Raw genomic sequence first — 17,149 nt, 5'->3', positions numbered from 1 at the left:
TTCTGGTTTATAAGTTGCAGTTGGCAGACCGCATCTTTATCTTACCAGAAGGAGTTTTTTCTCCTCAACTATTTAATTCTTACCGAACCACGCGTCTAACGCGTGGTTTTGGTATACAAAAAGACAGCCGCTTGAAGCGGCTGCCTGAAATGGTAATGCGGTGTCAAACCTTCAACGCCCCTTTCAGGGGCTACGGTCGTAATAGCCCCTTTTAGGGGCAGACCAAACCACCAGTTTACTGGTGGTTATGATTGCTGTATTGCTCTCCGGCAGGCTTCGCCGCGGCTCAGATGCCGCAGCCGTTCCCGCCGCCCTCGGCCAGCAGGTCGGCGAGCGAAACGCTGTCGAGATAGTCGTTGATGAGCGTGTCGAGCTTCTCCCAGACGGGCAGCGAGAGACACTTGTCCGCGCGCGGGCAGGTGTTCTCCCCCTCCAGACAGGAAACGGGCGCGAGCGAGCCCTCCGTCAGCCGGACGATCTCGCCGACCGAATAATCCTTCAGCTCCCGGCTAAGGCGGTAGCCGCCGCCCTTGCCGCGCTGCCCCTCGACCAGTCCCGCGCGCGCGAGCACGGCGATGATGCTCTCTAAATATTTTTCGGAAATGCCCTGCCGCTGCGCGATCACCGGCAGCGGCATACACTCTCCCGGCTCGCCCTGCGCCAGCTCCAGCATGACGCGCAGCGCGTAGCGGCCCTTGGTGGAAATGAGCATAGCAAGACTTCCTTTCCTCTCGCGGTTTCTTTGCTACCGTTATAGCACAAATGCCGCCGCCGCGTCAAGCGCGGGATAAAATCCGCACTTGCCCTTGCGCCGTTTTTCGGTTATACTGAAAAAAATATGTCAAACGCAAGGAGGTCCCCGCCATGGGTATCTTTTCCATGGGTAAGCCCGCCAAGTCCGAGGCGCCCGAATTCATCGAGGTCGGTCAGATCGTCAACACGCACGGCGTGAAGGGCGATGTGAAGGTGCAGCCGTGGGACGTGACGCCCGCGCAGCTCGCCGGCTTCAAGGCCCTCTATATGGACGGCACGCAGTTCCGCCCCATCGACCGCCGCATACAGGGCGACATGGTGCTCATGCACTTCCCCGGCTGGGACGATATGACCGCCGCAGAAACGCTGAAAACCAAGATCCTCTCCATCAAGCGCAGCGAGGTGCAGCTCAAAAAGGGCGAATTTCTCGATGCCGAGCTCATCGGGATGCAGGTCTATGAGGACTTCATCCACCGCTATGTCGGAACCGTCGAGGAGGTCCTCACCTACCCCGCGCACAAGCTCTACAAGGTCCGCGGGCCGGAGAAGTGCTACCTGATCCCCGCCGTGCAGGATATTTTCATTGTGGACATCGACGCGGAAAAGCGCGAAATATATGTCAAGATGATCGAGGGGTTGGAAACCAATGCGGATTGACATTCTCACCCTCTTTCCCGACGCGGTGGACGCGATGATGCACGCAAGCATCCTCGGCCGCGCGCAGGAGCGGGGCTGTATCACCATCAGGACCCACCAGATCCGCAGCTTCACCACGAATAAGCAGATGCAGGTGGACGATTATCCCTACGGCGGCGGACGCGGCGCGGTGATGCAGGCCGATCCCCTCTACCGCTGCTGGGCGCATGTCTGCGAGGAGGCCGGCTCAAGAGGCCATACCATCTATCTCTCCCCCTGCGGGCGCACCTTCACGCAGAGCGTCGCGCGCAAGCTGAAGGAGACCTATGACCACCTCATCCTCGTCTGCGGACACTACGAGGGCATCGACCAGCGCTTCATCGACGAGTGCGTGGACGAGGAGATCAGCATGGGCGATTTCGTCGTCACCGGCGGCGAGATCCCCGCGATGGCGCTCGCAGACGCCGTGTGCCGCATGGTGCCGGGCGTATTGCCGGACGAGGAGTGCTTCACGGAGGAATCGCACTGGAACGGTCTTTTGGAGTATCCCCAGTATTCCCGCCCCGACGAATGGCACGGACGCCGCGTGCCGGACGTGCTGCTCTCCGGCCACCACGGCAATGTGGAGAAGTGGCGGCGCAAGCAGAGCTACATCCGCACGATGCTGCGCCGTCCCGACCTGTGGGCGCAGTTTGACGAGAGCGTGTGCAAAACCAAGGGCGAGCGCAGGCTGCTCGCCGAGGCCAAGGCCGAAGCGGAGGCGCTGCGCGCCGGCGCGGAGCCTTCACCTGCCGATGATCAATGACCGAAGCGGCGTCCCTGTCTGCGGCAGGGATGCCGTTTTCTTTGCCGCGCTTTTCTTCGGAGGGGCGCGAAATTTGTCGAGCACTTTTTCGTCAGGTCATCCATATTTTTGTTGAAATCCGAAAGATTTTGTGCTATTTTAGACAACAGAGAAAATTGTGTTCAAAAACACATCGGGGGAGGCAATCAAAACTGCATGGAGCGGCGAAGATCGGTTTTGTTGGCAGACGCCAACGAGGAGTTCCGCACGATGCTGCGGGACGCAATGGAAGAGACAGGCTTATTCGCGGTCGAGCTTGCCTGCAATGGGCATGAGGTTTTGGAAAGGATACACGCGCACGAGCCGGAGCTGCTCGTTCTGGATCCGGCGCTGCCAGGCACGGACGGCATCCGCGTCCTGCGCCAGCTGCGGCGCGAGGGCTGCGCGAGCGAGATATTTCTCATCTCCGCCTTCGTGTCCGATCACATGCTGGCGGAGGCGACGGAGCTGCGGGTCGATTATTTTCTGCCCAAGCCCTTTGCCTTCGAGGCGCTGTTTGACCGAATGCGCGGCACAGCGGCGCAGAGCACGCGCAGCGCCCTGCACCCGCCTTCCCTGCTTGTGACCTCCATCCTGCATGAGCTTGGGATGTCGCCCGGTCTCAAGGGCTACGGCTATATTCACGACGCCGCGCTGCTTGCGCTGGACGATCCCTCTCTGCTGCACGCCGTCACCAAGGTCATCTATCCTTGTGTCGCGCGTCGGAACGGCACGACCGTCTTCTGCGTGGAGCGCGCCATTCGTCATGCCATTGAGATCACATGGGAGCGCGGCAGCCGCGACGCCTGGGATCGGTATTTCGGTCACCTGTGCGCAGACGGCGGAAAGCCCGCCAACGGGATGTTCCTTGCCGAGCTTGTGGAGGCTCTGAAATACGAAAAGCTGGGCTGAGCGCGATGCGCTCAGCCCTTTTTTTCAAATTCCGCGGCGACGTCCGCCAGCAGGTCGCGGATATGTAGGTGCTGCGGGCAGACCTTTTCGCATTTGCCGCAGCGGATACAGTCGGAGGCCCTGCCGCCGCTCTTGGTGTAGATCTCGTCATAATAGTAGTCTGCGTTCCAGTCGCGGTGGATCTGCTTGGCGTTCATCACCGCGAAAAGGTCGGGGATCGAGATGTGCTGCGGGCAGCCGGCCGTGCAGTATCGGCAGGCCGTACAGGGGATGAGGCTCTTACTGCGGAAGATCTCCTGCACCCTTTTGACCGCGGCAAGCTCCGTCTCGTCGAGCGGCTTAAAGTCGCGCATGAAAGCAATGTTGTCCTCCACCTGCCGCAGGTCGCTCATGCCGGAGAGCACCATCCTAATGCCCGGGAAGCCCGCCGCAAAGCGGATGGCGTAGCTCGCGCTGCTGCCGCCGTGCAGGGCGTCCAGCACCGCTGCGGCGTCCTCCGGCAGATCGGCGAGATTGCCGCCCTTGACCGGCTCCATCACGATGACCGGCTTGCCGTGCTTCCGGCAGACCTCGTAGCACCTGCGGCTCTGCACGGCGGGATCGTCGTAGTCCACATAGTTGAATTGCAGCTGCACGGCCTCGAGCTGCGGGTATTCGGTCAGGATGCGGTCGAGCATCTCCGCGCTGTCGTGGAACGAGATGCCGACGTGGCGCACCTTGCCCTCGGCCTTGAGCGCAAACGCCGTTTCATAGGCGCGGCAGGCCTTGAAATGCTCAAAATTTTTCATGCTCTGCGCGTGCATCAGATAGAAGTCGAAATCGTCCACGCCGCAGGCGGCGAGCTGGCTTTCAAAAAAGGGGCGGATGTCCGCCTCCGTTTTGAAGAAGTTCGCCGTCAGCTTGTTGGTCAGAACATAGTCCTCACGCGGATAGCGGCTCGTCAGGCAGGCCTTCAGCGCCGTTTCGCTCCTCCCGTCCAGATAGCCGTGGGCGGTGTCAAAATAGTTGAAGCCGGCTGCCAGAAAGGCGTCCACCATCTGCTGCGTCTGCGCGAGGTCGACCTCCTCTCCCTGCATCGGCAGGCGCATAAAGCCAAAGCCAAGATTCTTTTTGATCTTTTCCATATCCGCTTCTCCTCTCGTTTCCCCTCCGACGTCGGTCCGTTGTTTTTTATGATAGCATAACTCGTGCCGCCGAGAAATACCCTTTTCTCGTTTTTTAACAAAACTTACCTCCTTTCGCTTTGCATACCGACAAAAAATCCGGCAAAGCTATGTTTGCGATACCCAAAAGCAACAAACCCAACCAAACATTCAAACAAAAGGAGAAAATCATTATGTCCAGCAAGAATACCAACAAGCTCAACGTTCCCGAGGCCCGCGCGGCCATGAACAAGTTCAAGATGGAAGCCGCCAACGAGGTCGGTGTCAACCTCAAGCAGGGCTACAACGGCGACCTGACCTCCCGCGAGGCCGGTTCCGTCGGTGGCCAGATGGTCAAGAAGATGATCGAGAGCTACGAGAAGAGCCTGTAAGCTCCTCTTATGGCAAAGAAGGAAGTCCGCTGCGGCGGACTTCCTTCTTATTTTCTTAAAACCATTTCTTGCGCTTGAAGTAACGGATCAGCACGGCGACGATGACCACCGCCAACACGATGACCACAGGATAACCGTACTCCCAGCTCAGCTCCGGCATATCGAAGTTCATGCCGTACCAGCCGACGATGAGCGAGAGCGGCAGGAAGATCGTCGTCACGATGGTCAAAAGCTGCATGACGCGGTTCTGCGCGATGTCCACCTGCGACTGGTACTCGCCGCTCACCTGCATGGCGTATTCGCGCAGGCGCTCCGTCTCATTTTTCAGCGCCTCCACGCGGCGCAGAAAATAATTCATGCGTCGGGTAGAGCGCTTGTCAAAGAGGTCGTCTGCCTCCTCCAGCAGCGACGCGCCGAAATCGGCGAGCTGAGCGTAGAAGCGGTCCGCGCGGCTGACCTCCTTGCGGATGGCGCTCATGCGGTGGATGAAGCGGTCCGTGTTGTCGGCCAGGACCTCCTGCTCCAGATTCGTGATGCGCTCCTCGAGCTGTTCGAGCGCCGTAAGATCGTCCCGCACCAGCGTGAGCAGCAGGTCGGCGAGAAAATTGTCCGCCCCGTCGGCATTATGCGGACGCATGGCGCGGATGGCGTCGAGGCAGTTCGCGACCACACGGTCGTGATCGACGATGAGCACATTTCCCTGCGACCACGAAAACGCGAAGCGGCGGGCGGCCTGACTGCCCCGCGCCGGGATGCGGATATGGCCGGTGATGCCGTTCTGATCGGTCAGGAGCGCGCACAACTGCGAGCCGTACACGCTGTCCGACGTGAGCGGCGGCGTGAGCGTATCGGGCAGCGTGACCGCGGAAAGCTCCGACGGCTCGAGCAGAGCCAGTACATTTTCCCATTTCTCCGGCGCTTTTTCGCCCAGCGGACGAAGCGCGTCGCCAAATTCATAAAACTGCATAACGCGGCCCCCCTATCTTATGCCTATGATAGCAGGGCCGCGTCGCCGCGTCAAGAGATTCGATTTTGAAGGACTCAGCCGCCGAGGTATGCCTTGCGCACCGCGTCGCTGGCCATCAGCTCCGCACCGGTGCCGGTGAGCGAGATCTTGCCGGTCTCGAGCACATAGGCGCGGTCGGCGACGGAGAGCGCCGCCTGCGCGTTCTGCTCCACAAGCAGGATGGTCGTGCCCGCGGCGTGCAGCTCGCGGATGATGTCGAAGATCTGCTCGACCAGAATGGGCGCGAGGCCCATGGACGGCTCGTCGAGCATGAGGAGCTTGGGCTTGCTCATGAGCGCGCGGCCCATCGCGAGCATCTGCTGCTCGCCGCCGGAGAGCGTGCCGGCGATCTGACGGCGGCGCTCCTTCAGGCGCGGGAAGCGCTCGTAAACGTCCGCGATGCCCGGCTCGATGGTGGAATTGGGCTGCGTGTACGCGCCCATCTGCAAATTCTCCTCCACGGTCATCTGCTGGAAGATGTGGCGTCCCTCGGGGACCTGCGCCAGACCGCGCTCGACGATCTTGTGCGGCGCGACGCCCTTGAGGTCACGGCCCTCAAAGAGGACGCTGCCCATCTTGGGGTGCAGCAGGCCGGAGATCGTGTTCAGAATGGTGGATTTGCCCGCGCCGTTCGCGCCGATGAGCGTGACGACCTCGCCCTCGTTGACCTCAAAGGAAACGCCCTTGACGGCGTGGATGCTGCCGTAGTACACATGGATATCATCAACTTTTAAGATCTGCGCCATCGTTACGCCTCCTTCTTCTTGCCGAGGTATGCTTCGATGACCTCGGGATTGTTCTGGATATCGTCGGGCGAGCCCTTGGCGATGATGCGCCCGAAGTTCAGCACGGCGATGCCCTCGCAGATGTTCATGACGAGGTTCATATCGTGCTCGATGAGCAGCACCGCGATCTTGAAGGTATCGCGGATGGAGCGGATGTTCTCCATCAGCTCCGCCGTCTCGCTGGGGTTCATGCCCGCCGCCGGCTCGTCGAGCAGCAGCAGGCAGGGATTCGTCGCCAGCGCGCGGAGGATCTCCAAACGGCGCTGCGCGCCGTAGGGCAGGCTTCCGGCCTTGGCGTCGGCGAACTCCTCCATGTGGAAGATGGAGAGCAGCTCCATCGCGCGCTCGTGGACCACGCGCTCCTCGCGCCAGAAGCGCGGCAGGCGGAGGATGCCCTCGGCCATGTTGTAGTGCATCTGGGTGTCCATGGCGGTGGTGATGTTCTCCTCCACCGAGAGGTTTTGGAACAGGCGGATGTTCTGGAAGGTACGCGCGATGCCCGCGCGGTTGATCTGCGCGGTGTTGAGCCCGTGAATGTCCCTGCCGTTGAGGAGGATGGTGCCGTGCGTGGGCTGATAGACCTTCGTGAGCAGGTTGAAGATGGTCGTCTTGCCCGCGCCGTTGGGGCCGATGAGGCCCGCGATCTCCGTGCGGCCGATGGTGATGTTGAAGCTGTCGACCGCCTTCAGGCCGCCGAAGGTGATGCCGAGGTCGATGCACTCGAGAACGGGAGACTTGTCCGCGTCGCGCTCCGGCAGCAGCGCCGGCTCACGGGTAACGGGAACGAGCTTTGTTTTCTGCGTCATAGTCAAACCTCCTTTTCTTCGGCGCTGTGCCGGCGCGGGAGCAGCTTTGCGAAAAATGCCTTGAACTGGGGATTGTTGGTCGCGAGCATCACGAAGATGAGCACGATGGCGTAGACCAGCATACGGTAATCTGCGAACTGGCGCAGTGCCTCGGGCAGGATGGTCAGCGCGGCGGCGGAGAGGAGGCTGCCCCAGATGTTGCCAAGCCCGCCGAGCACCACGAACACCAGCACAAGGATGGAGGTGTTGAAGTTGAACTTGACCGACTGGAGCGAGGAGTAATTCAGACCGTAGAGCGCGCCGGCCGCGCCGGCGAGGGCTGCAGAGGTGACGAAGGCCATGAGCTTATACTTCGTGAGGTTCAATCCGACGGACTGCGCGGCGATGGGGTTGTCGCGGATGGCCATGATGGCGCGGCCCGCGCGGGAGCGCGTGAGATTGAGCACGATGATGAGCGTCACCATCACAAGGATGAAACCCGCGGTAAGGCCCGCGATGGTCTTGGTGCCGGTCGCGCCCTGCGCGCCCTTGATGATGGCGTAGCCCGTGGCGTCGAGACCGAGATCGTCGATCGTCTTGGTGCCGGAAACGTTGAAGAGGATGTGCAGGCCCGAGGCGTCATAGCCGACGAGCAGGCAGTTGATGAGGTCCGCGATGATCTCGCCGAAGGCGAGCGTCACGATGGCGAGGTAGTCGCCCTGGAGCCGCAGCACCGGCGTACCGACGAGCAGGCCCACGATGGCGGCGAAGATCGCGCCGACGACCATGGCGATGGCAAGGCGCACCGGCGCATTGGGGACCGCCGTGAGCAGGCTCTGCGAGACGATGACGCCGCTGAACGCGCCCACGCTCATAAAGCCCGCGTGGCCGAGGCTCAGCTCACCGAGGATGCCGACGGTCAGGTTCAGCGAGACCGCCATGGACATATAGCAGCAGATGGGTACAAGCAGACCGAGCGTCTTGCGGTTGAGCATCCCGCCGTTCTGCAAAACGGTCACGACGATGAAGACGGCGATCACGCCGAGGTAGGTCGCGAAGTCGACCTTGGTGGTCTTTTTCAAGGACTTGAATTTCGTTGTCAGCTTTGCCATAGTTGCCACCTCACACTTTCTCCGGCACATACCTGCCGAGGAGCCCCGCGGGCTTGACGAGCAGCACCACGATCAGCACCGCGAACACGATGGCGTTGGCGAGCGTCGTGGAGATGTACGCCTTGGCCAGCGCCTCGATGATGCCGAGGAGCAGTCCGCCGAGGAACGCGCCGGGGATGGAGCCGATGCCGCCGAACACGGCAGCGGTGAAGGCCTTGATGCCGGGCATGGAGCCGGTGGTCGGCATGAGCGACGTATTGAACGAGCAGAGCAGCACGCCGGCGATGGCCGCGAGCGCGGAGCCGATGGCGAAGGTCGCGGAGATGGTCGCGTTGACGTTGATGCCCATGAGCTGCGCCGCCGCCTTATCCTCCGAGCAGGCACGCATGGCCTTGCCCATCTTGCTCTTGTTGACGAAGGTGGTCAGCGCGAGCATGATGACGACGCAGACCGCGATGGTCAGGAGCGAAATGTAGGAGATGGAGAGCTGACCGCCGAAAAGGCTCGCCGTTCCCTCGACCACGGGGGGATAAACACGCGCGGCGGCCTTCCAGATCAGCAGGGCGGAGTTTTGCAGGAAGTAGCTCACGCCGATGGCGGTGATAAGCACCGCGAGGCTGGGCGCCGAGCGCAGCGGCTTGTAGGCCAGACGCTCGATCACAATGCCGAGCACCGTACAGACGACGACCGCGAGCAGGACGGCTACGATGTTGGGCAGTCCCAGATAGAACATCGCGCAAAACGAGATGTAGCCGCCGACCATGATGACGTCGCCGTGGGCGAAGTTCAGCATTTTGGCGATGCCGTAGACCATCGTGTAGCCGAGCGCGATGATGGCGTACACGCTGCCGAGGCTGATGCCGCTGATGAGGTATGATAAAAATTCCATAGAAAAAACACCCCTTTTTCCCGATCTTATCTTTTTTCTGTGGCAGAAACAAGGGCAAGCGTCTGCCCCCTCCCCTGCCTTTGTTTCCGCCATAGAATAGGGCTTTGGCCGTCGGGGGCTTGCGCCCCCGACAGCCGGACCCAAAGAGAGAGACGTATGAAACAAAAGGAAGCTGAATTACTTCATGACATACTCGCCGTTTTCGATGACGGCGGCGAGAGGCGCCTTGGAAACCTCGCCCTCGGCATTCCACGTCATGGCCTTACCGGTGAGGCCGTCCACGCTGAGGGTGGGCATGACCTGGATGAGCGCCTCGCAGATGTCGGTGGAGCTCATGTCGGCGGTGCAGCCGGCTTTCTCAAGAGCAGCCTTGACGATGTACACGCCGTCATAGGCGTCGGCAGCGAACTGGTTGGGTTCCACGCCGTACTTCTCGGTGTAGGTCTTGACGAAGCTCTGGGTCGCAGCGTCCTCGGAGTTGACGGAGAACGGAGTCAGGAGCATGACGCCCTCGGCGAGAGAGGCATCGAAGCCGGGCATGGTGAGGATGCCGTCCATGCCGTCCACGCCGAAGAAGGTGGGCTCATAGCTCATGGCCTTGGCCTGGCTGAGGATGACGGAGGCGGGCTGATAGTAGATGGGGAGGAACACGAGGTCAGCGCCGGCGTTCTTGGCGGCGGTGAGCTGAACGGTGAAGTCCGTGGAGGTGGCATCGGTGAAGGTGGTCTCGGAGACGATCTCGAAAGCGCCCTTGGCTTCGGCTTCCTTCACGAAGGTGTCGCGGATGCCCTGGGAGTAAGCGTCGTCGTTACGATAGATAACAGCGACCTTCGCGCCCGTCATGTTCTCGGCGATGTAGTCAGCCGCGCCGGTGCCCTGGTTGGGGTCGGTGAAGCAGACCTGGAAGACGTTGTCCTTATCCTTGGTCACATCGGGGGAGGAAGCGGACGGGGTCAGCATAAAGGTGCGGTCGGCGTTCGTCTGGTCGGAAACGGTCAAGGAAGCGCCGGTGGTGGTGGGGCCGACGAGGACCTGCATTCCCTCGTCCATCATGGTGTTGTAGGCGTTGAGCGCCTTCTCGCCGTCGGCCTCATCGTCCTGCTTGAGGAAGGTGAACTTGACGGTGGAATCGCTGGCGTTGATCTCCTCGACGGCGAGCTCCGCGCCGTTGACGACGGCCTGGCCGTAGATGGCGGCGCTGCCGGTCAGCGGGCCGCAGGAGCCGAGAGCGAAGGTCTGGACCTCGGTGCCGGACTGGTCGCCGGAGCCGTCCGCATCAGGAGTGCTGGGGGTATCGGCCTTCTGGCCGCAGGCTGCCATGGTGAAGACCATAGCGGCTGCCATAAACATGGCTGCAAACTTCTTTTTCATCTTGTTTTCTCCTTTTCAATAAAAATTGTCTTTTCATTATTTATACAAAAAAGCGATCCCGCCTGCTTGGCGTGACCGCTTTGCTGTATCGAACTGCTTCAATACTTACGCTTGCGATTTCATGCCAAGTGCCACGTGAGAAAGAATCAGGCCCAGAATGGACAGGACCAATACGCGCAGACCGAAAATGGGCAGGCAAATCAAAATGGACGCTGCGTAAACAGCGTCCATCACCTTGCTATTCATCCCATTGTTGGTGTTGGCGGCAGCGCAGGAGAAGGTGGCCTCTGCACGGTTGGCAGCGGCGGCACAAGAACCGTTATTCACTTTTGTATCAGCAAAACGGAACATTGTATTAGAACTCCTCATGTATCTGTCATATTTGATGGTGTTATTGTAGCGCGTAAATATCCATTCGTCAAGACGGCAAGATTGATAAAATATGCAGCGCGTCGAAAAGGGCTGTTGTCACATTGCACAATTCCAGCCGCAAAAGCTCGACACATGGCACAAAGTCCCTCGTGCGAAGCCGCGCGAAATACGGCTTGCAAATGTCTGCAACATTTGATACAATGCGGATAGCTCAGCTCAAGTCCGCGCTGCGGCAGCGGATTCCTATTATAAGAAAGGAAGATCACCATGATTTACACGACCGAAGTTCAGCATATGTGCCCGGTCGCCAAGGGCGCATATCACGGTCCCGCTCCCATCCCCGAAGAGGGCAAGTGGGTGCAGGCCAAGCAGCTCTCCGACATTTCCGGCTTTACCCACGGCATCGGCTGGTGCGCTCCCCAGCAGGGCGCGTGCAAGCTGACGCTCAACGTCAAGGAGGGCGTCATTCAGGAGGCGCTGGTCGAGACCATCGGCTGCTCCGGCATGACCCACTCCGCCGCGATGGCGTCCGAGATCCTCATCGGCAAGACCATTCTCGAAGCGCTCAACACCGACCTCGTGTGCGACGCCATCAACACCGCCATGCGCGAGCTGTTCCTGCAGATCGTCTACGGCCGCACCCAGTCCGCCTTCTCTGAGGACGGCCTCGCCGTCGGCGCGTCCCTCGAGGACCTCGGCAAGGGTCTGCGCAGCCAGATCGGCACGATGTTCGGCACCGTCGCCAAGGGCCCGCGCTACCTCGAAATGGCCGAGGGCTACTGCACCAGAATGGCGCTCAACGCGCAGGACGAGATCATCGGCTATGAGTTCGTCAACCTCGGCAAGATGATGGACTTCATCAAGAAGGGCGACGACGCCAACACCGCGCTCGAAAAGGCCAAGGGCCATTACGGTCAGTGGGACAGCGCGGCGAAGTACATCGACCCGCGTCAGGAATAAGGAAGGGAGGACGAAACAATGGCTCTGTTTGAAAATTACGAGAGAAGAATCGACAAGATCAACGGCGTCCTCGCGCAGTATGGCATCTCCTCCGTGGAGGAGTGCCGCGAGCTCTGCCAGTCCAAGGGCTTTGATCCCTACGAGATCGTCAAGGGCATCCAGCCCATCTGCTTTGAAAACGCCTGCTGGGCGTATACCGTGGGCGCGGCCATCGCGCTCAAGGCGGGCGTGAAGTCTGCCGCCGAGGCCGCCAAGATGATCGGCGTCGGCCTCCAGTCCTTCTGCATCGACGGCTCCGTCGCCGAGGACCGCAAGGTCGGTCTCGGTCACGGCAATCTCGGCGCGATGCTGCTCTCCGACGAGTCGAAGTGCTTTGCCTTCCTCGCCGGTCACGAGTCCTTCGCCGCCGCAGAGGGCGCCATCGGCATCGTCAAGAACGCCAACAAGGCCCGCAAGGAGCCTCTGCGCGTCATCCTCAACGGTCTCGGCAAGGACGCTGCTCAGATCATCAGCCGCATCAACGGCTTCACCTACGTTCAGACCCAGTTCGACTACTTCACCGGCAAGCTGAATGTCGTGCGTGAGATCCGCTACAGCGAGGGCGAGCGCGCGAACGTGCGCTGCTACGGCGCGGACGACGTGCGCGAGGGCGTGGCCATCATGCACGCCGAGGGCGTGGACGTTTCCATCACCGGCAACTCCACCAACCCGACCCGCTTCCAGCATCCCGTCGCCGGCACCTATAAGAAAGAGTGCATCGAGCAGGGCAAGAAGTACTTCTCCGTCGCCTCCGGCGGCGGCACGGGCCGCACCCTGCATCCGGACAACATGGCCGCCGGTCCCGCCAGCTACGGCATGACCGACACCATGGGCCGTATGCATTCCGACGCTCAGTTTGCCGGCTCCTCCTCTGTCCCCGCGCACGTGGAGATGATGGGCTTCCTCGGCATGGGCAACAACCCGATGGTCGGCGCGACCGTCGCGGTGGCTGTCGCGGTCGCCGAGAGCCTGAAGTAAGAGGACGCGTAACCGCTGCAAAAGGCTTCCGACTGTACGAGTCGGAAGCCTTTTTCCTTTCCCGGCAGCAAAAGAGAGAGCCTTATCGGCTCTCTCTTTGTTTCGCTATGTAGGCTTTACTTCTTGCTCAACTGCTCGTCGATGCTCTTGGCGCCGAGCTTGCCCGCACCCATGGCGAGGATAACGGTGGCCGCGCCGGTCACGGCATCGCCGCCGGCGTAGACGCTCGCGTGAGAGGTCAGGCCCTCCTCGTTCACCACGATGCCGCCCTTGCGGTTGACCTCAAGGCCGGGCGTGGTATTCTTGATGAGCGGGTTCGGCGTGGTGCCGAGGGACATGATGACGCAGTCCACCGGCAGGTCGAAGTCGCTGCCGACCTTCTCGATCGGGCGGCGGCGGCCGGAGGCGTCCGGCTCGCCCAGCTCCATCTCCACGCAGGTCATGGAGGCGACGTAGCCGTTCTCGTTGCCGTTGATCTTGACGGGATTGGTGAGGGTCTTGAAGATGATGCCCTCCTCCTCGGCGTGCTCGACCTCCTCGTGACGGGCGGGCAGCTCCTCCATGCCGCGGCGGTAGACAATGTAGACCTCCGCGCCGAGACGCTTGGAGCAGCGGGCGGCATCCATGGCGACGTTGCCGCCGCCGACGACGGCGACCTTCTTGCCGGCAAGCGGCATGATGGGCGTGTCGGAGCCGTCCTTATATGCCTTCATCAGGTTGATGCGGGTCAGGAACTCGTTGGCGGAGTACACGCCGCAGAGATTCTCGCCGGGAATGTGCATGAACATCGGCAGGCCCGCGCCGGAGCCGATGAACACGGCCTCGAAGCCGTACTGGCTCATCAGCTCGTCGATGGACACGACGCGGCCGATGACCATGTTCGTCTCGACCTTGACGCCGAGCGCCTTGAGGCCGTCGACCTCCTTCTGCACGATGGCCTTGGGCAGACGGAACTCGGGGATGCCGTAGACCAGCACGCCGCCGGCGAGGTGAAGCGCCTCGAACACGGTGACGTCATAGCCCTTCTTGGCGAGGTCGCCCGCGCAGGTCAGGCCGCTCGGGCCGGAGCCGATAACGGCGACCTTGTGGCCGTTGGACGCGGGCTTGGCGGGTTCTTCCTTCACATTGGCGTTGTGCCAGTCGGCGACAAAGCGTTCGAGACGGCCGATGCCGACCGGCTCGCCCTTGATGCCGCGGATGCACTTGCTCTCGCACTGGGTCTCCTGCGGACAGACACGGCCGCAGACGGCGGGCAGAGAGGAGGTCTCGTGGATGACCTGATAGGCGCCCTCGTAGTCCTTCTCGGTGATCTTCTTGATAAACTCGGGGATCTTCACCTGCACGGGGCAGCCGGAGACACAGGGATGATTCTTGCAGTTGAGGCAGCGGGCGGCTTCGTCGAGCGCCTGCTCCTCGGTGTAGCCGAGGGCGACCTCCAGGAAGTTTTTGTTGCGGACGTTGGGGTCCTGAGAGGGCATCTCGTTCTTTTTCAGACTCATATTCGGCATCTTACTGGACCTCCTTCTTGAACAGGTTGCAGACTTCTTCGTGCTTATGACGCTCCCAATCGAAGTACATCTTGCCGCGCTTGAGGCTCTCGTCCCAATCGACCTTGTGGCCGTCGAAGTCGGGGCCGTCCACGCAGGCGAACTTGGTCTCGCCGCCGACGGTAAGGCGGCAGCCGCCGCACATACCGGTGCCGTCGACCATGATGGGGCTCATGGAAACGGTGGTGGGGATGCCGTAGGGCTCGGTCGTCTTGGAGACGAACTTCATCATGATGGCGGGGCCGATGGCGAAGATCTCGTCGTACTGGTTGCCCTCCTCGATGAGCTGCTTGAGCGCATCGGTAACAAGGCCCTTCTCGCCGTAGGAGCCGTCGTCGGTGACGAGCTTCATCACGTCGGAGGCGGACTTGAACTTATCCTCCAAAATCACAACGTCCTTGTTCTTGAAGCCGACGACCGCGTGGACCTCCGCGCCGCAGTCGTGGAACTTCTTGAGCACGGGATAGGCGATGGCGCAGCCGACGCCGCCGCCGACCACGCAGACCTTCTTCTTGCCCTCGGTCTCAGTCGGACGGCCGAGCGGGCCGACGAAGTCCTGAATGAACTCGCCCTGCTGCTTGTGGCTGAGCTTCTCGGTGGTCGCGCCGACGGTCTGCACGATGATGGTAACGGTGCCCTTCTCGCGATCGTAGTCATGGATCGTGATGGGGATGCGTTCGCCGTTTTCATCGACGCGCAGGATGATGAACTGGCCGGGCTCGGCCTTCTTTGCCACCATCGGCGCCTCGATCTCATACAGGATGACGGTCGGCTTGAGCGCTTCTTTTCTGACGATGCGATACATAGCGTAACCTCTTTTCTCCAAATTAGCGTTATGGATATGAAATGGTGGGTTGATTATATCATGAAGGATTCCTTGCGTCAATCATATAGTTTAATAATTTTGATGCAAGGTATCCTGCATTTCTACTGCATGATGGTGATTTTGCGATTCTCTGTCTGCACGAGACCCTCCTCCTTGAGCTTTTTCAGCTCGCGCATCATGGCGCTGCGGTCGGCGCTGATGTACTCTGCCAGCGCGCTGAGGGAAAATGGCAGCGTGATGGTGTCCGACTTCTCCCGCCGCGCAAGCTGCTCGAAGTAGCACAGCAGCTTTTCGCGGATGGAGCGGCGCGAGAGCACCTCCACCCGCTCGCTCAGGCGCAGCGTCTTGGTCGAGAGCAGGCGGAACAGGTTCTGCACCAGAATGCTGTGGTGCAGGCAGGCGTTTTCGCAGCGCTTGGTGATCTGGTCGTAGTCGAGATAGAGCACGCGGCAGTCCCGCCGGCACTCCAAAAAAATCGAGTCGCCGCCCGCGCCGGAGAACGCCAGCACCTCGCCGAACACACCGCCCTCCTCCAGCGTTTCGAGGATGGTGCGGTTGCCGTCGGCATCCAGCCGGACGAGGTCCGCGCTGCCGGAGAGCAGCACGCCCACGGCATTCTGTTCCCCGTCGAACTCGCTGATGAGCGCGCCGGCCTCATAGCCCGCCTCGCGCGCGCCGAAGCATTGGAACATCCGCGCGCACTCCTCGTTCGTGATGCCCTCAAAGAGCTGTGAGCGCACCGTCTGCATCGTATCTCTCCCCGCCTTCCCGCCGTGCCGTTTGTACGGCCTCTTTAACTTTTTTATTGTAACCTGTCGCGCGCAAAAAGTAAATCACTATTTTTCTATGCCTGCTATAAAAGGAAAAGCGCCCTCACTCGGGCGCTTTTTCCGGATGCTTTTCGTAATATTTCCGCGCGTAGTCGTAAAAGACCTGCGCAATGGGCGAGAGAATGCTGTTTTTGTGCTTGACGATGTAAAGCCTGCGCCGGAGCTCCTCTTCCTCAAAGGGAAAGGCGAGCACCTTTTCAAACTGCACATAATCACGTGCGGCGGAGAGGGAGATCAATCCGATGCCCAGCCCCTCGCCCACCATCTGCTTCACGCTCTCGCTCGAGCGGACCTCGATGGCCGTGCGCAGCTGCGCGATGTCAACGCCCATGCGCTCTAAAATTTCCCTGCCGGCCTGATAGGTGCCGCTGGATTTCTCGCGGCTGATGAAGGTCTCGCTCAGCAGAAGCTCCTTCGGGAGATGCCTGCCGGCATAGGCGCGGAATTTTTCCGTGTTCGGGGTGATGACCGCCATGCAGTCGCCGGCAAACTCCTGCGAGATGCACTTGTGGTTTTCCACCCGTGTGCCGCTGAAGCCGATCTCCACAGCGCGCGTCGCGACCATCTCGATGACCTTGGGGCTGTCCTCCATCTGAATGTTGAAGGCAATGTCGGGATATTTCTCGTGGAAATTCTGCAAAAGGTGCGGCAGATAATACTGGCTCGGCACCGTGGAGGCCGCGAGCGTGATGGTGCCGCGCATCTCCTGCGAAAAGCTCTTGATCGCCGCGGCGGCGTTCTCGCGCACCTGCAGGATCTCCTTGGCGTAGCGGTAGAGGAGCTTGCCCGCGTCGGAGGGGTAGGTCTCCTTCGTCGTGCGCACGACGAGCTTGATGCCGAGCTTACGCTCGAGCGCGGAGATGTGGGAGGAGATGGTCGGCTGCGTCAGGTGCAGCAGCTCGGCCGCGCGGGAAAAGCTGCAGTTTTCGACCACATAGACGAATGCCTCCAGCTCCTTGATGTCCATATCAATGTCCATTCCCCCGGCCTC

Annotated in this window: 20 protein-coding genes; 7 read left to right on the top strand and 13 right to left on the bottom strand. The window is 60.8% G+C overall.

Translation table 11 applies throughout. From position 1 onward, the window contains the following. The coding region (locus tag KQI17_RS06670) for a hypothetical protein (protein WP_216495427.1) at positions 1-215 on the top strand (215 nt) is incomplete at its 5' end. A 71-nt stretch (positions 216-286) separates the two neighbouring features. Here the strand turns inward: KQI17_RS06670 and KQI17_RS06665 are convergent. Then, a complete protein-coding gene (locus KQI17_RS06665) occupies positions 287-712 on the bottom strand; it encodes an Rrf2 family transcriptional regulator (protein WP_022019249.1) in 426 nt (141 codons plus the stop codon). A gap of 152 nt (positions 713-864) precedes the next feature. Here KQI17_RS06665 and rimM point away from each other — a divergent pair, with 152 nt between their 5' ends. From rimM to KQI17_RS06650, 3 genes are all read left to right on the top strand, one after another. Then, positions 865-1,410, top strand: a complete 546-nt coding sequence (gene rimM / locus KQI17_RS06660; RefSeq protein WP_216495426.1) for a ribosome maturation factor RimM — start codon at positions 865-867, stop codon at positions 1,408-1,410. Beyond that, complete coding sequence (gene trmD / locus KQI17_RS06655) at positions 1,400-2,194, top strand: tRNA (guanosine(37)-N1)-methyltransferase TrmD (protein ID WP_216495425.1); 795 nt, start codon at positions 1,400-1,402, stop codon at positions 2,192-2,194. Before rimM ends, trmD begins: the two co-directional genes overlap by 11 nt. A 195-nt stretch (positions 2,195-2,389) precedes the next feature. Then, positions 2,390-3,124 (top strand): sporulation initiation factor Spo0A C-terminal domain-containing protein, encoded by a 735-nt coding sequence (locus KQI17_RS06650; protein WP_216495424.1) that lies wholly within the window; start codon positions 2,390-2,392, stop codon positions 3,122-3,124. 11 nt (positions 3,125-3,135) lie between these two features. Here KQI17_RS06650 and KQI17_RS06645 read toward each other — a convergent pair whose 3' ends face one another. Continuing rightward, entirely contained in the window at positions 3,136-4,248 is a 1,113-nt protein-coding gene (locus KQI17_RS06645; protein WP_216495423.1) for an aldo/keto reductase, read from the bottom strand. A 212-nt stretch (positions 4,249-4,460) separates the two neighbouring features. Between KQI17_RS06645 and KQI17_RS06640 the strand changes: the two genes are divergently transcribed. Continuing rightward, the gene (locus KQI17_RS06640; RefSeq protein WP_216495422.1) at positions 4,461-4,658 is read left to right on the top strand and encodes an alpha/beta-type small acid-soluble spore protein; all 198 of its coding nucleotides are present in this window, start codon (positions 4,461-4,463) and stop codon (positions 4,656-4,658) included. A gap of 55 nt (positions 4,659-4,713) precedes the next feature. Here KQI17_RS06640 and KQI17_RS06635 read toward each other — a convergent pair whose 3' ends face one another. The 7 genes from KQI17_RS06635 to KQI17_RS06605 all read right to left on the bottom strand — a co-directional run bounded on the left by KQI17_RS06635 (position 4,714) and on the right by KQI17_RS06605 (position 10,957). Further along, entirely contained in the window at positions 4,714-5,625 is a 912-nt protein-coding gene (locus tag KQI17_RS06635; protein ID WP_216495421.1) for a CorA family divalent cation transporter, read from the bottom strand. 74 nt (positions 5,626-5,699) lie between these two features. Beyond that, positions 5,700-6,410: an ABC transporter ATP-binding protein gene (locus tag KQI17_RS06630; RefSeq protein WP_216495420.1), complete on the bottom strand. Its 711-nt coding sequence runs from the start codon at positions 6,408-6,410 to the stop codon at positions 5,700-5,702. Positions 6,411-6,412: 2 nt separating this feature from the next. Then, complete coding sequence (locus KQI17_RS06625) at positions 6,413-7,255, bottom strand: ABC transporter ATP-binding protein (protein WP_216495419.1); 843 nt, start codon at positions 7,253-7,255, stop codon at positions 6,413-6,415. A gap of 2 nt (positions 7,256-7,257) precedes the next feature. Next, on the bottom strand, positions 7,258-8,346 hold the full coding sequence (locus KQI17_RS06620; protein WP_216495418.1) for a branched-chain amino acid ABC transporter permease: 1,089 nt from the start codon (positions 8,344-8,346) through the stop codon (positions 7,258-7,260). Positions 8,347-8,356: 10 nt separating this feature from the next. Further along, positions 8,357-9,235: a branched-chain amino acid ABC transporter permease gene (locus KQI17_RS06615; RefSeq protein ID WP_216495417.1), complete on the bottom strand. Its 879-nt coding sequence runs from the start codon at positions 9,233-9,235 to the stop codon at positions 8,357-8,359. A 177-nt stretch (positions 9,236-9,412) separates the two neighbouring features. Further along, positions 9,413-10,606, bottom strand: coding sequence for an ABC transporter substrate-binding protein (locus tag KQI17_RS06610; RefSeq protein WP_216495416.1), 1,194 nt, complete (start codon positions 10,604-10,606; stop codon positions 9,413-9,415). A gap of 105 nt (positions 10,607-10,711) precedes the next feature. Beyond that, on the bottom strand, positions 10,712-10,957 hold the full coding sequence (locus KQI17_RS06605) for a hypothetical protein (RefSeq protein ID WP_216495415.1): 246 nt from the start codon (positions 10,955-10,957) through the stop codon (positions 10,712-10,714). Positions 10,958-11,245: 288 nt separating this feature from the next. Here KQI17_RS06605 and KQI17_RS06600 point away from each other — a divergent pair, with 288 nt between their 5' ends. Beyond that, positions 11,246-11,938 carry an iron-sulfur cluster assembly scaffold protein gene (locus KQI17_RS06600; protein WP_022018498.1) on the top strand — a complete coding sequence of 231 codons (693 nt, stop codon included), beginning with the start codon at positions 11,246-11,248 and terminating at the stop codon, positions 11,936-11,938. An 18-nt stretch (positions 11,939-11,956) separates the two neighbouring features. After that, entirely contained in the window at positions 11,957-12,955 is a 999-nt protein-coding gene (locus tag KQI17_RS06595; protein WP_022018499.1) for a GGGtGRT protein, read from the top strand. 116 nt (positions 12,956-13,071) lie between these two features. On the opposite strand, the gene gltA is transcribed toward KQI17_RS06595, so the two are convergent. From gltA to KQI17_RS06575, 4 genes are all read right to left on the bottom strand, one after another. Then, positions 13,072-14,463, bottom strand: a complete 1,392-nt coding sequence (gene gltA / locus KQI17_RS06590; protein WP_216495414.1) for an NADPH-dependent glutamate synthase — start codon at positions 14,461-14,463, stop codon at positions 13,072-13,074. 1 nt (position 14,464) lies between these two features. Then, positions 14,465-15,307 (bottom strand): sulfide/dihydroorotate dehydrogenase-like FAD/NAD-binding protein, encoded by an 843-nt coding sequence (locus tag KQI17_RS06585; protein WP_022018501.1) that lies wholly within the window; start codon positions 15,305-15,307, stop codon positions 14,465-14,467. Between the two features lie 122 nt (positions 15,308-15,429). Next, complete coding sequence (locus KQI17_RS06580) at positions 15,430-16,077, bottom strand: Crp/Fnr family transcriptional regulator (protein WP_216495413.1); 648 nt, start codon at positions 16,075-16,077, stop codon at positions 15,430-15,432. A gap of 124 nt (positions 16,078-16,201) precedes the next feature. After that, positions 16,202-17,137, bottom strand: a complete 936-nt coding sequence (locus KQI17_RS06575) for a selenium metabolism-associated LysR family transcriptional regulator (protein WP_216495412.1) — start codon at positions 17,135-17,137, stop codon at positions 16,202-16,204. Positions 17,138-17,149: the final 12 nt, after the last annotated feature.

Source organism: Oscillibacter sp. MSJ-31 (genome assembly GCF_018918025.1).
In the GTDB taxonomy this organism is placed as follows: Bacteria; Bacillota; Clostridia; order Oscillospirales; family Oscillospiraceae; genus Hominicoprocola.
The sequence above is the reverse complement of the archived record's forward strand: the minus strand, read 5'-3'. Positions and strand labels throughout refer to the sequence as shown.

What these genes read in the sequence shown, in the direction of transcription:
- KQI17_RS06600 (WP_022018498.1), top strand. Translation starts at nt 11,246, where the DNA reads ATGATTTACACGACCGAAGTTCAGCATATGTGCCCGGTCGCCAAGGGC.
- KQI17_RS06645 (WP_216495423.1), bottom strand. Translation starts at nt 4,248, where the DNA reads ATGGAAAAGATCAAAAAGAATCTTGGCTTTGGCTTTATGCGCCTGCCG.
- KQI17_RS06605 (WP_216495415.1), bottom strand. Translation starts at nt 10,957, where the DNA reads ATGTTCCGTTTTGCTGATACAAAAGTGAATAACGGTTCTTGTGCCGCC.
- gltA (WP_216495414.1), bottom strand. Translation starts at nt 14,463, where the DNA reads ATGCCGAATATGAGTCTGAAAAAGAACGAGATGCCCTCTCAGGACCCC.
- KQI17_RS06615 (WP_216495417.1), bottom strand. Translation starts at nt 9,235, where the DNA reads ATGGAATTTTTATCATACCTCATCAGCGGCATCAGCCTCGGCAGCGTG.
- KQI17_RS06640 (WP_216495422.1), top strand. Translation starts at nt 4,461, where the DNA reads ATGTCCAGCAAGAATACCAACAAGCTCAACGTTCCCGAGGCCCGCGCG.
- KQI17_RS06585 (WP_022018501.1), bottom strand. Translation starts at nt 15,307, where the DNA reads ATGTATCGCATCGTCAGAAAAGAAGCGCTCAAGCCGACCGTCATCCTG.
- rimM (WP_216495426.1), top strand. Translation starts at nt 865, where the DNA reads ATGGGTATCTTTTCCATGGGTAAGCCCGCCAAGTCCGAGGCGCCCGAA.
- KQI17_RS06620 (WP_216495418.1), bottom strand. Translation starts at nt 8,346, where the DNA reads ATGGCAAAGCTGACAACGAAATTCAAGTCCTTGAAAAAGACCACCAAG.
- KQI17_RS06580 (WP_216495413.1), bottom strand. Translation starts at nt 16,077, where the DNA reads ATGCAGACGGTGCGCTCACAGCTCTTTGAGGGCATCACGAACGAGGAG.
- KQI17_RS06610 (WP_216495416.1), bottom strand. Translation starts at nt 10,606, where the DNA reads ATGAAAAAGAAGTTTGCAGCCATGTTTATGGCAGCCGCTATGGTCTTC.
- KQI17_RS06595 (WP_022018499.1), top strand. Translation starts at nt 11,957, where the DNA reads ATGGCTCTGTTTGAAAATTACGAGAGAAGAATCGACAAGATCAACGGC.
- KQI17_RS06665 (WP_022019249.1), bottom strand. Translation starts at nt 712, where the DNA reads ATGCTCATTTCCACCAAGGGCCGCTACGCGCTGCGCGTCATGCTGGAG.
- KQI17_RS06630 (WP_216495420.1), bottom strand. Translation starts at nt 6,410, where the DNA reads ATGGCGCAGATCTTAAAAGTTGATGATATCCATGTGTACTACGGCAGC.
- KQI17_RS06625 (WP_216495419.1), bottom strand. Translation starts at nt 7,255, where the DNA reads ATGACGCAGAAAACAAAGCTCGTTCCCGTTACCCGTGAGCCGGCGCTG.
- trmD (WP_216495425.1), top strand. Translation starts at nt 1,400, where the DNA reads ATGCGGATTGACATTCTCACCCTCTTTCCCGACGCGGTGGACGCGATG.
- KQI17_RS06650 (WP_216495424.1), top strand. Translation starts at nt 2,390, where the DNA reads ATGGAGCGGCGAAGATCGGTTTTGTTGGCAGACGCCAACGAGGAGTTC.
- KQI17_RS06635 (WP_216495421.1), bottom strand. Translation starts at nt 5,625, where the DNA reads ATGCAGTTTTATGAATTTGGCGACGCGCTTCGTCCGCTGGGCGAAAAA.
- KQI17_RS06575 (WP_216495412.1), bottom strand. Translation starts at nt 17,137, where the DNA reads ATGGACATTGATATGGACATCAAGGAGCTGGAGGCATTCGTCTATGTG.